Source organism: Collinsella aerofaciens (genome assembly GCF_015554145.1).
Lineage (GTDB): Bacteria > Actinomycetota > Coriobacteriia > Coriobacteriales > Coriobacteriaceae > Collinsella > Collinsella aerofaciens_AA.
On record NZ_JADNHZ010000003.1, the window covers coordinates 17,812 to 31,644 of the forward strand.

A 13,833-nucleotide genomic window follows, 5' to 3' on the forward strand; every position below is an offset into this window, starting at 1 on the left:
CGGGCTGGCGATTCTGCAGCGAAAACCGCGCCGTCCGTAGCGAAAACCGTACTGCCCGCAACGAAAACCGCGCCGCCCACAGCGATAACCATCACAACATTCGACGCTTTTCGCCAAAATCGAGATTTCCATCGAATGTTGTGATGGTTTGGAAGTCCCGACCACCACAAAGGTGCCTGCCCCCTTTGTGGTGGTTCTGGAGAATGTCTTATGCCGAGGCCTTGGCCTTGCGGCGCTTGCGGACCGCGTGGATCACGATATCCAGCAGCAACAGCACAATGGCTATGACCACGATAAGCACGGCAAACTCGCGCTTGCCCCAGTGGCGGCCGGCCAGCGACTTTTGCTTGTCGACGTCCTTCTTGTTGTACTTGGTGCGCACGCAATGCACCAGCAGGCGATGGTCGTTCACGCCGTAGGGCGTGCAGGTGACGAGCGTCACCTTGTCGGCGCCGGGCTCGATGGTTAGCGACTCCATCTCCTCGGGCAGTACCACCTCGGAATCCACCATCTTGTAGGCGAGCGTCTTGTTCATGGTGTGCAGCAGCACCAGGTCGCCGGGCTTCAGCGAATGGATGTCGTCGAACATGCTCAGGTTACGCATGCCCGAGTGCGCGGTGAGCACGCAATGCGTCGAGGTGCCGCCCACCGGCAGGCTCGTGCCTTCCAGGTGGCCGACGCCGGCCATAAGGACTTCTTCGCTCGTGCCGTGGTAGATGGGCATGCTCACGTCGATGGAAGGGATCTCGACCCAGCTCATCATGGGGTCGCGGTCAAAGATGAGCTGCTGGGCGTAGGGCTCAATCTGGTCGGCGGGGAGCTCGGTGGCCTCGCCTGCCAGCTGCTCGTTAAAGGAGCGCGCCTGGAGCAGGATGAGCTCGCGCTCCTCGGCAGACAGCGCGTCCACGGTGCTGGACACCGTGCTGATCTGGTTGAACACGCCCGAGGCCTCGAGCCGGTCCAAGATCCACGGCCAGGTCATAAGGCCCACGCCAATAAGGATGATGACGATAGTGATGAGCCGGTCGGCCCAGCGCGGCAGCCGCTTGCGGCGGCGCTTGGGCTTTGGTTGAGGTTTGGGCTGAGGGCTTGAGCCACCGTTGTCCGCGGCGTTATTGCCCTTCATATGTTTGGCGCCCTGCACCATCACCGGTCACTCCTCTACAACTCAAGTTGTCTAAACAAATAATAGCCGATTAGCGAGCTTCCGCACCGGACAACGCAGTCTGGCAGCATTGCGCAGCGCGAGTTGGGCGCGAGTTGGGTCAGCATTTGGGTTTTCAAAATGTCCCGGATCGGCGGAGCGATTCGGGATACAATGTCTGTAGGAAACGACGCACCCCGCGTAAGTGATCGAAAGCGCGGGCGACCAGTTTCCGGTGTTGTTAAATGCCCGGGCCTCTAACCCCGGGCATTCTTATTTGCGCTTGCGGCGCAACTGCCTTCTACCGTCCGCACCGCGCGTGCGCCTACGGACCTTAAACCGAACCTCATACGAGTCAAGAAACGCGATGACGAACGAGCCCACCGCCGCGAGGGCGGCGAGCGCGTTAAGGAATTTCAGCATTTGGGGACCTCCGATCGAGTCGTCGGCCGCCCGCGCACAGGATGCGTCGCAAAGCCATTTTACTGCGAGCGCATGCATTCGCAGCTGGTAAACGCGATTTTGACAAACATTTGTTCGATAGTTACAAACACGATTCCTCGTCCAGCAGAGCCTGGCCGCATTGTCCGGGTTTGCCCGACGTGTTTGCGTTTTCAAAATATCCCGGATCGGCGGGGTGATTCGGGATACAATCTCAATAGAAAACGACGCACCCCGCGTAAATGTTTGGGAGCGCGGGCGGCCTAGTTTTCAGTTTTTGTTAAATGCCCGGGATCCGACCCCCGGGCATTCTTATTTGCGCTTTCGGCGCAAATGCCGTCCACCGTCCGCACCGCGCGTGCGCCTACGGACCTTAAACCGAACCTCATACGAGTCAAGAAACGCGATGACGAGCGTGCCCGCATCGGACGATGGAGGCTGACTGCGTTATCCCAAAAAGAACGGGGCAGACTCCAGTGCGGAATCTGCCCCGAAAAGAGAATGGCAAAGCAAGAACGTCGATGGACGAGAAAAGTGTCCGCAAGTCTCATGGCCATCACATCCCACCCGCCAAAGGAATGGATGAGCGAGCGTTACTCCTGCTCGGACTCCTCGGCCTGCTTACGGCTGCGGATGAGGTGCGCCACGCCGATGCACAGCACCGCGCCACCAGCGATCCAAGTAAAGGTCACGCCGTTAAGGCCGGTGAGGGGAAGGCCGACAGATTTGGTGTTGCCGACGGTGATGGTGACCAAACCGGTGGCACCATCGATGCCGTTTTTAGTTCCGGTCAGCTTGTTGTCACCGGCAGAGTTGTCAAGCTCGCCAACGGCAATATCAGTGCGGCCCGTTTCGGAAACCGTCGCCGCAAGATTCTTCACCTTCATGCTCGTTTTGTCATACATCGGGCTGATGGTGAAGGTGAAGGGGTCGGCCGTGGTTGGGTACTTGGCATGGTCGGGGGTCTCGATCTCGGTCACCTTGTAGGAACCGGCGTCGAGGCCGGAGACGGAGATCTTGCCGCCTTTGTCGGACGTGAACTTCACACACTCGGGAAGGTTTTTAGTATCGGTGACGGTCACGAGCTGACCCTCGACGACACTGACGCCATCAACAGTACCCTCCGTCGAGGCAATATACTGGTTTTCGGTATTCGTGTCCGCGGACTGGATGGTGAAGACGGCGTTCTCAAGGCCCTGCTCGGTGCCCTGGTCGACCTTCTTGAGGTTGAGCTTGAATGCGAAGTCGGCAACGGTGTCCTCGATCGTCTCGCCCGTGCCATCGCCATACGGGTTGTTGGAGTACTCAAGCTTAACGGTGTTGGGGTTGCCGCCCTTCTGAGTATTCTCAGTAGTGTTACCAATCACGGCATTGCCGTTGAGCACCGCCTTGTAGAAGACGACTATCTGAGTACTGGCGTCTACCTTTGAAATCTCCTTGAGATACTTACCGTTCTCTCCCGCATTAACTTTAATAGCCAAGGTGGTAGTTCCATCATCATTGGCGGTTGGCTGCACAGTAAAGTTCTCTGTAATGTCGGTATATTGATCATTGTTGTTCGAATCTTTGTTTACAGCAAAAACTTGAGTTTGGCCATCAACATAGCTGAGTCCCTTGGAAAGGGTGTCAGTGAACATATAGGTATAGCTGTCGTAAGTAGCGTAGTTGCTGGCGATCGTGCCGGTAAGCTTATAGTTAACCTCCTGGCCGATCTGCGAATCGGCGACGACATCCCAATCTCCAACAGGCACGGTCGTGAGGCCTTCCATCGCCTTGTTATCATCAAGAATCTTCTTTTCAACCGTGGGGACGCTCTTCTTAGGGGTAATTTTCACAGTTGTGCTCGTACCGTCAATAACAGCGTACACCGGAGCTGAATAAGCATCGGTCGACTTGTCCCCGGGCTTCACCGTCGTATTAGTGAGGAACAGCCAGTAGCCGGCGTCAAGATTGGAAAGAGACGGCTGTGCGGCAGACGTCTTCTGCCACGTTGCATTGTCCTTCAGATTGTCGGCGATCATGCTCAGAACATTATCGCTTGCGACCTGAGAAGTGTTCCCAGTCACGCCTGACTTCTCGTTCAGCCAATCAGCGGCATCCTGGGCAGTCGTTTTGTTGTAGGTAGGCTCTATTTTCTGAATTGCACGAACAACTGCGTCCTTAATTGCCTTTTGCTCCGTCTCGTTTGCGCCCGCCCACTGAATGTTCTTTACAGTGGAGCCATTTACGTCAGCAGCGAAGATTTGAATGCCCTTATAAGTCGTTGATCCAGCGTAGTCACCGTAATCGAACGTAACGGTCGTGTTGCCCTCAGCAAACGCCATGGTCACCGGGGCCATGACTCCGCCGAAGCTCAGCGCCGCCGTGAGGCCGGCGGTTACTGCCAGGCGTGCGATGTTCTTGCTCATGCTCATCTTCTTTTCCTCTGCTTTCTGCTTGAAGTCCGTTTGATCTAAATCCATCTGTCTGTGTCTTAGCATCTACTTCGCTACGTCTCGCCCCGCTCTCGGTGGGGCTGCCAGCTACTTTTTATGGTTGCCACCTCCCCGCTTGACCAGGAGCGCGACCACGATGAGCGCGGCTCCAGCGACCGCTGCGGCGGCCGCGGCGTACATTGCCATATCGCCAGTCGAGGGCATAAAGCCTCCGGTGGTAATGCTAGGGGGTGTGCCGGTGGGCGTGTTGATGAGCGACGCCTCCAGGCTGCCCGTCGACCCGTCCGCGCTGTCGGCACGCAGGGGCGACTCGGCCGTGATGGTGAGTTTGGGCTTGGCGGCGGCCACCTGGTCGACGTCCAGGCCCTCGGCCTTGACCGTCACGGAGCGCGTGCCCTCAAAGGCGGTGTAGCCCTTGGGCGCCTTGAGCTCGCGGACCTCCAGCTTGCCCGAGTCCACGCCCGAGACGGTCACGCGGCCGTCCTCGCCCGTGGTGACGGTGGCCTTGCCCTCCGCATCCCACGTGCCATCGGCCGCCAGTGTGCGGCCGCGGTCGTCGGCGATGCTCAGGACCGCCCCGGCAAGCGGCTTGTCGCCGTCGCTGCCGCGCTTGGTGAGCGCGAGATCCCAGGTGTAGGCGCACGCATCGTCGCTCGGCGTGCGGGTGAAGCCCGCGTCGCCGGACTGGTCGGCAAAGGGAGAGCGCGGGTAGCGCAGGTAGACCTCGTTGGGGTTGCCCTTCGCGATGCCGTGGTTGCACGCGCTGTTGAGCGGTGCGTTGTACACGGCGACCACGCGGACGCCCGCGGTGAAGGCGTCGGCCCCGCCGAGCGCGGCGATCAGGTCGCCGGTGCGCACGGTGAAGGTCTTGCCGTCGGCCGCTACCTTGGTGGCGCACTGGGCCGTGATGTCGGTCCAGCCCTTCGCGGGCTCGGTGCCGACGCGGCCGTCCTTGTCGGCCGAGACGGCGTCAAAGCCGCCGTCCGCGCCCGTCGCCACGTACACGCGCATGCTCGCGGTCACCTTGGAGGGGTCGAGCCCCGCGCTCATGGTGTCGACGAACCGCACCGTATAGGTGTCGTAGGCAGCAAGGCCCGCCGGGACCGTGGCAGAGAGGCGCCAGTACAGGTCGTCGGCGACCGTGGCGTCGGCGGCCTTCTGCCATGCGGCGGTGCTGTCCTCCAGCACGTGCTTGGCGACCTTGGGCGTCGCCGCCTTGGGCTTGACGGTGACGGCGCTGCCGCCCACCAGGGCCATGATCGGCGCGGTGCCGGCCTCGCCCTGGGCGATGGCGTCGTCGTCGGCGACGATGAGCCAGTAGCCGCAGGGCAGCTCGGCCGTCGTGCCCGCGTTAAGGGCCACGGACACGGCGCCAGAGCTCTGGAGGGAACGAGCGAGCTGTGCGCTCAGCGCGCTCGTAAGGTGGGAATCGGAGTTGAGCCACTCGGCAGCTTCCTGCGCGGTGGTCTGGGAATTGGGCATGCCGGCGCTGTGCAGCACGGGCAGCGCGGCGTCGCGCACGGCGTCGCTTGCCCAGGCGAGGTCGGTGGCGATCTTGGCGTCGCCGTCGCCGTCGACGACGTTGGCGCTAAAGATCTGGTAGGCGTCGTAGCTGCGCGCTACGTTGCCGCTCACCGTGATGGAACCGGTCGAGGTCGGCGCGGCCTGCGCGGAAGCGGGGAACACAACCGCGCAGGTGCCGATCAGGAGGGCAAGCAGCGCAAACAAGATCGGGAAGGAGCAAACTTTCTTATTCACGACGCTCGCCTCCCTTCGCATTCGCCTTGCGACGAATGTGCATCCAGGCCGCAGCAGCGCAAAGCACCGCCGCGCCGGCAAGGTAGGTCAGCGTGATGCCCGACATACCGGAAAGGGGCAAAGAAGTGGAGTAGGTGTTGGTGAAGGTGGGGGTGTCAGTGTCGGTGAGCTCGTGGTCGGCGCCATCAGCATCTTTCCACTTGCCATCGGAGCCAACGGTTCCCTTCCTGTAGGTCACCTTACGGTTGATGGTTCCTTTGGTATTGTCCGTTGCAACAACCGTAAGCTTGTAGACCGACTTGTCGAACTTGTAGTGCGAGAAAAGCGAACTCTCATCCTTCTCGCGCACATAGTACGTGAAGGTCTTGGAAGCGCCACGGCCGGTGGTGCCCCCGCCCTCGAGCTGTTTCAACTCATAGTTGACTGCTTCAAACGGTAGCGTCTGAGTCTTGTCACCATCAATCTGAGTCTTTACCGTCTTGGCTTTCTCGAAGGCCAGATTATCCGCAAACTCGAGCGTAAACTCCTTCATCTCGCCACCCTTAACGACCTTAGTCGCCTTGGGAGTCCAGGAGCCGCTGGAGGTGTACGGAGTGTACTTGTTGGTGAAGGTCTTTCCCGCGTTGGAGTCGATAATCGAATAATAGCCTTCGCTGTCTCTTTCCATAGTGCCCAGCGCTTTTGTTGTATCTCCGGAGCGCCCGGTCGCACTCACGCTTGTAATCGTATAGTTATGGACGTAAAGCGGAACGTTCTGACTTGAATCATCCTTCTTCGGCACATTCATGAGCAAAGTTTCGTTGTCCGTGAGCTGCACCTCGATCTCGTACACAGTGTGGTCGTACTCAATGTCAGAGTCTCCACCGGTCTGTTCGACCAAGTAGTATGTAATCTTGTTAGCCACAACAGTCTTATCTACGAACTGTTCACCAAGGTCAAACGTAATGTTACCTTCAGCGTCATTCTTGGCAGACCCGACTAAGGTGCAGTCACCATCGCTGAAAGAGTCATTTTTCCAAGAAGGCGCCGTCGCAGTATCCGAATCCTTGCGATAAACCGCGAAAGAAAACTGATCTTTTGTGAGCATTTCTTCTTTTTCGGTTTGCTTATTTTTCAGCGCCTTTGACGCCTTTAGCTTAAGGCTTGGGTAGACGTACGTATCCGCAGGCACGCCTAGGTACAGGTCGCCGTTCGACATGATGCCGCCGCCATGGTCCCAGGAATAGTTGCCCGTGATGAAGGTTGTAGCAGCCGCCTGTGCATTATTTGCTTCAGCGTCGCCAACATGAACATCCGAAGTCAATCCGATACTCCGATAAATCTGCACGCCGCCATCGGCAGGAATTTTTATAGCTTCATTGAGCTCTTTGCTTCCCAAATACTTGGCGTCTCCGCCGCCGAGCATCTTGCCGATTATTGCCGCAAGCGGTTCCTTATGGCCATCCTTTGCCGCAAGGAAGAAATCGGCATGGCCGTTCTTGCGGAACTTCTCCGAGTTGTATGCATCTTGATCTTGATTCTTTTCGCTACCGCCACTTGAAAGATGGGGCTTGCCTTCATTACCACTGTTAGTTGCCGGATCGTAACCGTTGGCATTCTGCTCATCGCCATCAGCATTTTGCTCATCGCCAGCAGATATATTGCCAAAGATTGCAGTGCCGTCAGTGTTCGTCACCAGCGTCTTGCCCGTCGGGCAGACTGCAACGCCACCACCATAGCCACCGGCGGTATTGCTGCTAATGTACGAGTTGTATACAAATAATCTACCAGCAGTATATTCCTTACCCGCATTCGAGTTTCCCTGGACGAAGATACCGCCACCGCCCCAGTCAAAGCGAGACATGCAGTGATTGTTTGTGATGTAGACTTTACTCTCTTCAGTGCCGTTAATCATCGCGTCAACCATCTGGCCCACTCGAATGCCGGCACCTTCAGATCGGTAGCTCACGTTAGAGGCAATAATTCCTCCCGTGATATTCAGCCACGCCATTCCTAAGCGAGACGCTTGGTCATTCCGTTCGACATCGGTAACGTAAACGCCACCACCAGCTTCTTCAGAATAATTGCCAGTAATCTGGCCACCGGAAATGGTGACATGGGCGCCGTTATTGGCAGCAAGCCCAGCGCCGCCATGGTCACCCCAGCCATCGTGGCCGCAGAACTGAACCATTCTATTATTCGTGATATAGCCACCAGAAACGGTCACGATGCCGCCCTTGGCCATAATGCCGCCACCGAGTCCCGCGTTGAGTGTGCTATTACCGGAGATTATGCCATTAGTTATGGTGACCTCGGAATAACGGGCATACACACCACCGCCACTATAAGCGCTGTTGCCGGCAATTACGCCGCCAGTCAGTTTAAGGGTCGAGGCGACGCCCTTCTCGTTGGATACCATAATGCCCGCGCCGTCACCCGAACCGGAAGCGCCGCAAACGTATCCGCCGCTCATGTTGACAGTAGAGCCGTTCTCGGCATAGATGAGGTTGCCGATTTGGCCATCTTTCTTTTGCGTGAGCACTCCGCTTTCAAAATTAAAGTGGCCGCCATTGAAAAGGTTGACGAGCCTTAACCCAGGAGCTTTGGTATCACTGCAAGCCACAATGGCACCCTTGATACCAGCCTCATACGCTTTAAGAGTTTCGTTTGTAACGGTTCCGCTTGCGACCGATTCGGTTACGTAATAGGTAAGCTTGGTCGGGATGTTAGAATCGCCGTACTCCATTGAAGCGAGATTGCCACATTTGTTTTCTTGATTAGCCTGGATCTCTTTTGCGGCAGCTTGCTGGCCGTCCTTGACGGTCAGCGTCGCACCGCCGGTGATATTGAACAGAGGCTGATTTGAACTCGTATGCTTAATCTTATGGCCGTTTAGATCCAGCGTGATTTTGCTGCCGTCCTTGCTAAGCGTGATTGTCTCGCCGGTCTCGACATCATTCATAAGCTTGAAGCTAGCAACACCGCTTGCATTCGCCAACTTGGTTTTTAAATCGTCAACGTTTTTTATCTCGTCGGGCGCCGCTTCGGTTTGCTCGCCTTCCGTGGCCGCCATCACAGCGTTACCATCTGCCGGCTCGTTATCTTCGACCTGCAGCGTACCCTCAGGTTGATCCTCAGCCTGATTCTGCTCAACGTCATTTGAAGAGCCAGTCTCATCGGCCTCGGCGTCGTCACTATTCTGGTTTTCGGTATCCCCGTTGTTGGTGTTTTCTACATCAGTAGACTCACTTGAGGAACCCCCCCCCATCACAGTTTCCTCGGTAGGAGCTGCCTGGGCATCGTTGGCAATGGCCTGCGAGATCGGGGGCATGACGAGCGACAGTACCAGGCTCAGCACGGATGCTCCGCACAAAACGCCTGCCAGTACACGGCGCGTCGCTTTTTTACTCTGCTTAGATTTGTCTGAATTCGCTTTCATCGATGTCTCCTCCCCAAGAGACCGCGATCTTGCTCTTTCACCATCAAACGTATCTGCGCAATCTGTAATTGCGCTCGTTTAGTAATGCGATTATAACGATTGTTTAAACATCTGAGCAACAAAACCGACATTTTTGTAGCGAGTTCTCAATTCTCTTGACATTTGCTCAGATTTACCTTCGTTTATTCGCTATCTATTTTTTGTTTCTGCTGGTAATTTAGTTGCCTATTATTTTTTAATGGCATTAGATTTATTTGCACAACATTTTGCTCAAGAGCAAACATCCTGTGAACGGTCGAAAATCGACCGTGAGCGGTAGGTCATTAACCGGGATGAATATCCTACCAAATTGATGAGAATATCTTTAACCCATCGGTGATTAGAAGCGTAATGTTCATACAACCAAATTTGAATTTGCGCGCAGTTTTTAGGTATCAATTCGCCCAAATCGCCTGAGGCCGCCACAAAGGTGCCTATTCCCTTTGTGGTGGCTCTCCCCCGGCGCTACAGCAGATGTTCCTCGATAAAGATCGCGATGCCGTCTTCGTCGTTGCTCGCGGTTACAAAATCGGCGGCGGAGCGGGTGGCATCGCTGCCGTTTGCCATGGCCACGCCCACGCCGGCGTCGGCCACCATGCAGGTGTCGTTATCGGCATCGCCAAACACGCAGATCTCCTGGAGCTCCATGTCGTTGAGCTCCGCCACGCGCACAAGGCCGCGCGTCTTGGACACGCGCGGATCCATGAACTCGTAGAGCCGCTGCGTGGTTTGCAGAGCCGCCGCCTTAACAGTGTTATCGGCAAACGTCGATGCTCGCTCAATCACCCGCGGCATTACCTCGGGCGCCATGGTAAACATCACCTTGGGCTGCGGCTCGCGCAAAAACTCGGCAAAATCGACCACCTGGTAGGGCACACCGTCGACGCGCGACAGGTGCTCGACGCACGCGTTGCTCTCGGGCACGTAGAACACGCCGTCTCGGGGGCAGACGGGTGTTGCCGGAAGGTCCGCCATGTGCTTGCAGATGCGTGCGATGGTCTCGCCCGGCAGCGGATAGCTCAGCTCGTTGATGTCGTGCGCGCGGTCGATGACCTCGGCGCCACCGCAGCCCACGAGCAGGTCCACCAGGCCTTCGATACCCCAGAGCTCGTACATGGCCTCGGTCGCGTGGGCGTCGCGCCCGGTGCACAGGCCAAAGAGCACGCCACGCTCGCGCAGGGCGCGGATCGCCGCCACGGTGCGCGGGGACACCGTGTGCTGGCTCGCGAGCAGCGTGCCATCGATATCGCAGAACACGGCTTTGATGTGGCTGAAGGTGGTGTCCATGGGGGCCTTTCTGGGTTGTGCGGTGGTGTGGGGTGTATTCGCAAACGGCGTACATGGTATACCAAGGCGCAGGCGCGGCCCGTCAAAGCAAAACCACCACAAAGGTGCCTGTCCTCTTTGTGGTGGCCGGACCCGAAGGGTGGCCTGGCCCGAGGCGCAAACCATCACAACATTCGATGTTTTTCGGCAAAATCGCGATTTTCATCGAATGTTGTGATGGTTTCTTACCGCTTTACGGCACGTTCCAAATGATTGCGTCCAAACAGCAGCAACGCCGCGGGAACCGCCGTCACGACCATGCCCGCCCCTACGAGCGTCTGCTGCACGCCAAATGTCGCCGCCAGCCACGGGGCAATCGCCAGCGGCGCCACGCCGGCGAACATATTGCCAAAGCCCATGACCGAATTGACGCGACCGAGCTGCTCGAGCGGCGCCGTCGTTTGCACGATGGTGTTGTGGAGCGGGTTGACGACACCCCAAGCTACGCCCAGGGCAATCTGGCCGACAAGGGCTACGCCCACGTACGGTGTCCCCACATAGAGCAGACTTCCCAGGCCCACGGACATAAGCGCCACGAGCAGTGTTTTAAGGTTGACCAGGTGCGGCGGCAAGCGAAGCGCGAGCACGGCACCCAGCACCGCGCCCACGCCCGAGGCCGACGAGAGCCAGCCCATCCACTCAACGCCGACGTGCAGGACATCGCGATAGAAGAACGACTCGAGCGGATCGAAGGCTCCGTAGCCAAAGTTCGAAAGAAAGATAATGCAGAACAGTAGGGCGAGAACGCTATTGGTAAAGACCGTCTTGATGCTGGCTGCGAAGGTGGCGCGGGCGGACGTGCTGGGGTCGGGGCTTCGTCCCGCGCGCTCCCCTTCCTCTGTCGAATCGGCATCCGCATGCCCGGCGACATGGCCGGTCTGCGGCCTAAAGCCCCCGCCAGCGATGAGTGCCAGCACGGTAAAAAGCATCATGAGCACAAACACCGCGCGCGACGACGCAGCCGCCGCGACAAAGCCACCCAACGTGGGGCCAACGATAATACTCACGTTTGAGAACATGGCGATGGCGGAGTTGATGTCTTTGAGCTCGACGGGGTCGTTGGTGAGGTAGGCCGGATAGGACGTGGAGATGGGCTGGGCGAATCCCATCACAAAGCCCAGAAACACCGCGCCGAGCAGGACGACGCCGGTCGCGCTACCAAAGGCGATGATTGCCGTGCCAGTTGCGAGAGCGCCAACAATGCTCAGCAAGAAATGGCGGCGCGGACCCCATGCGTCAAGCGCAGCGCCGCCCGCAAAGGATCCCAGGATCACAAAAACGTTCATAAACAGAACGGCCAGCGATGTCGCGACGACCGAAGCATCGTCCGCATAGGTGAGCGTTCCGATGACGCCGATAAAGTAGCTGGTCTGAAAACCGGTGTAGATGAGAAAGCGCATCGCCACCAGGCGCTTGGCCTGCACGGACAGCGATGATTGAGGCTTTGAGAAAAGAGAGGCGAGCATGGAGACTCCTTGTTTCATACGAATGCGGACGGTGGGCATTCGCCACCGTCTATCGAATCAATCTATCCGCTTGAAACATTAAGGACGCATCAAGCCCCTTCTCTCCGTTTTTCGCCCGTCATGAACTACTCGGTAGATTGTAAGGCATGTCCCAACCATCTACCAAAGCAAAAACCACCACAAAGGTGCCTGGCCCCTTTGTGGTGGTTGCGGCGTTTACGCTGGTTGAGACTTGGCTAGGCCAGGTCGGCGCCGTTGGACTCGATGACCTTCTTGTACCAGAAGAAGCTGTCCTTGCGGCTGCGGGCGAGCGTGCCGTTGCCGTCGTTGTCCTTGTCGACGTAGATAAAGCCGTAGCGCTTCTTCATCTCGCCGGTCGAGGCGCTCACCAAATCGATGCAGCCCCACATGGTGTAGCCCATCAGGTCCACGCCGTCCTCGATGGCAATCTCCATCTGCTTGATATGCTCGCGCAGGTAATCGATGCGGTAGCTGTCGTGAATCGAACCGTCCGCCTCGACCTCGTCCACCGCGCCCAGGCCGTTCTCGACAATCATCAGCGGCACCTGGTAGCGGTCGTAGACCTCCTCCAGGTAGTAGCGCAGACCCTCGGGGTCGATCGCCCAACCCCAATCGCTCTTCTTGAGGTACTCGTTGCCGGCGCCACCAAAGATGTTGCCCTGCTCCAGCAGCACCGGATCGGCCGTGGCCGTGGCGCTCATGTAGTAGCTAAAGCTGTAGAAGTCGACCTTGCCGGCGGCCAGCGTGGCGGCGTCCTCGGGCGAGACCTCCACGTGCACGCCCTCGCGGCGCCACACGCTGGGCGCCCACGAGGGATACGCACCGCGCACCTGCACGTCGCCGCAGTAGAAGTTCATCTCGCGCTGCTGCTTTTGCGCCGCCAGGACGTCAGCCGGATTACACGTGTGCGGATAGCAGGCATTGCCGGCAATCATGCAGCCGATCTTGTTCTGAGGATCGATCTGATGGCCCATGGTGACGCACTTGGCGCTCGCCAAGAACTGATGGTGCAGGGCGTCGAAGCGCGCCTGCGGATCGTCCCAATCGCAGTTGCCAAAGGCCATGGGCGTGTCAGTTGCCTCGGGCACCATGCCGCCACCCATCACGCCGCCAAAACCGCCCATGAGCAGGCAATTGATCTCGTTAAAGGTGAGCCAGTAGCGCACCAGGCCCTTGTATTCGGTCATGACGGTGCGGGCGTAGTTGAGGTAGAAATCGATGAGCTTGGGGTTCTTCCAGCCGCCGTAGTTTTTGGACAGGCCATAGGGCAGCTCGTAGTGGCTGAGGGTGACCATGGGCTCGATGCCCTGCTCCTGACAGGCCTGGAACACGCGGCGGTAGAACTCGATGCCGGCCTGGTTGGGCTCGGCCTCGTCGCCGTTGGGGAAGATGCGGCTCCAGTTGATGGACATGCGATAGCACTTAAAGCCCATCTCGCCAAAGAGCTTGATGTCGTCAAGGTAGTGATGGTACATGTCCACGGCCTCGTGGCTGGGATAGTGGTACTGGGGCAGAATGCCGTCGGTGATGTGGCGCGGCTCGGAGACCGTACCGCCGGTCATGATGTCGGGGACACCGAGGCCCTTGCCGTCCTCGTTGTATCCGCCTTCGCACTGATTGGCGGCAGTGGCGCCGCCCCACAGAAATCCATCAGGAAAAGCCATGTTGGCTCCTTTCGTACGTGTTGGAGTAAGTTTCGTGGCGGGACCCCTTTTGGCGCACGTGCGGACAGTCTCGCCCATTTGGAAAAAGCCAGCGGGGCGCTTGTCCCCGCCGGCTTGGTAC

General features: G+C 58.0%; 8 protein-coding genes. All 8 read right to left on the reverse strand.

Features of this window, described 5'->3' with window-relative positions; all coding sequences use genetic code 11:
• Positions 1-208: 208 nt before the first annotated feature.
• Positions 209-1,147, reverse strand: coding sequence for a class C sortase (locus tag I2E13_RS01715; RefSeq protein WP_229057779.1), 939 nt, complete (start codon positions 1,145-1,147; stop codon positions 209-211).
• A 270-nt stretch (positions 1,148-1,417) separates the two neighbouring features.
• Complete coding sequence (locus tag I2E13_RS01720) at positions 1,418-1,567, reverse strand: hypothetical protein (RefSeq protein WP_195404007.1); 150 nt, start codon at positions 1,565-1,567, stop codon at positions 1,418-1,420.
• A 611-nt stretch (positions 1,568-2,178) separates the two neighbouring features.
• Positions 2,179-3,993: an isopeptide-forming domain-containing fimbrial protein gene (locus tag I2E13_RS01725; protein ID WP_195404008.1), complete on the reverse strand. Its 1,815-nt coding sequence runs from the start codon at positions 3,991-3,993 to the stop codon at positions 2,179-2,181.
• 114 nt (positions 3,994-4,107) lie between these two features.
• Entirely contained in the window at positions 4,108-5,778 is a 1,671-nt protein-coding gene (locus I2E13_RS01730) for a SpaA isopeptide-forming pilin-related protein (RefSeq protein WP_195404009.1), read from the reverse strand.
• Positions 5,771-9,196 carry a Spy0128 family protein gene (locus tag I2E13_RS01735; RefSeq protein ID WP_195404010.1) on the reverse strand — a complete coding sequence of 1,142 codons (3,426 nt, stop codon included), beginning with the start codon at positions 9,194-9,196 and terminating at the stop codon, positions 5,771-5,773. Before I2E13_RS01735 ends, I2E13_RS01730 begins: the two co-directional genes overlap by 8 nt.
• Positions 9,197-9,700: 504 nt before the next feature.
• Positions 9,701-10,522 carry an HAD family hydrolase gene (locus I2E13_RS01740; protein WP_195404011.1) on the reverse strand — a complete coding sequence of 274 codons (822 nt, stop codon included), beginning with the start codon at positions 10,520-10,522 and terminating at the stop codon, positions 9,701-9,703.
• Positions 10,523-10,746: 224 nt separating this feature from the next.
• Positions 10,747-12,027 carry an MFS transporter gene (locus I2E13_RS01745; protein ID WP_195404012.1) on the reverse strand — a complete coding sequence of 427 codons (1,281 nt, stop codon included), beginning with the start codon at positions 12,025-12,027 and terminating at the stop codon, positions 10,747-10,749.
• Between the two features lie 236 nt (positions 12,028-12,263).
• Positions 12,264-13,712, reverse strand: a complete 1,449-nt coding sequence (locus tag I2E13_RS01750; RefSeq protein WP_195404013.1) for a glycoside hydrolase family 1 protein — start codon at positions 13,710-13,712, stop codon at positions 12,264-12,266.
• Between the last annotated feature and the right edge of the window lie 121 nt (positions 13,713-13,833).

Excerpts from the sequence above, each read along its gene's own strand:
- I2E13_RS01740 (WP_195404011.1), bottom strand. The coding sequence starts at position 10,522 with ATGGACACCACCTTCAGCCACATCAAAGCCGTGTTCTGCGATATCGAT.
- I2E13_RS01725 (WP_195404008.1), bottom strand. The coding sequence starts at position 3,993 with ATGAGCAAGAACATCGCACGCCTGGCAGTAACCGCCGGCCTCACGGCG.
- I2E13_RS01735 (WP_195404010.1), bottom strand. The coding sequence starts at position 9,196 with ATGAAAGCGAATTCAGACAAATCTAAGCAGAGTAAAAAAGCGACGCGC.
- I2E13_RS01720 (WP_195404007.1), bottom strand. The coding sequence starts at position 1,567 with ATGCTGAAATTCCTTAACGCGCTCGCCGCCCTCGCGGCGGTGGGCTCG.
- I2E13_RS01745 (WP_195404012.1), bottom strand. The coding sequence starts at position 12,027 with ATGCTCGCCTCTCTTTTCTCAAAGCCTCAATCATCGCTGTCCGTGCAG.
- I2E13_RS01750 (WP_195404013.1), bottom strand. The coding sequence starts at position 13,712 with ATGGCTTTTCCTGATGGATTTCTGTGGGGCGGCGCCACTGCCGCCAAT.
- I2E13_RS01715 (WP_229057779.1), bottom strand. The coding sequence starts at position 1,147 with ATGGTGCAGGGCGCCAAACATATGAAGGGCAATAACGCCGCGGACAAC.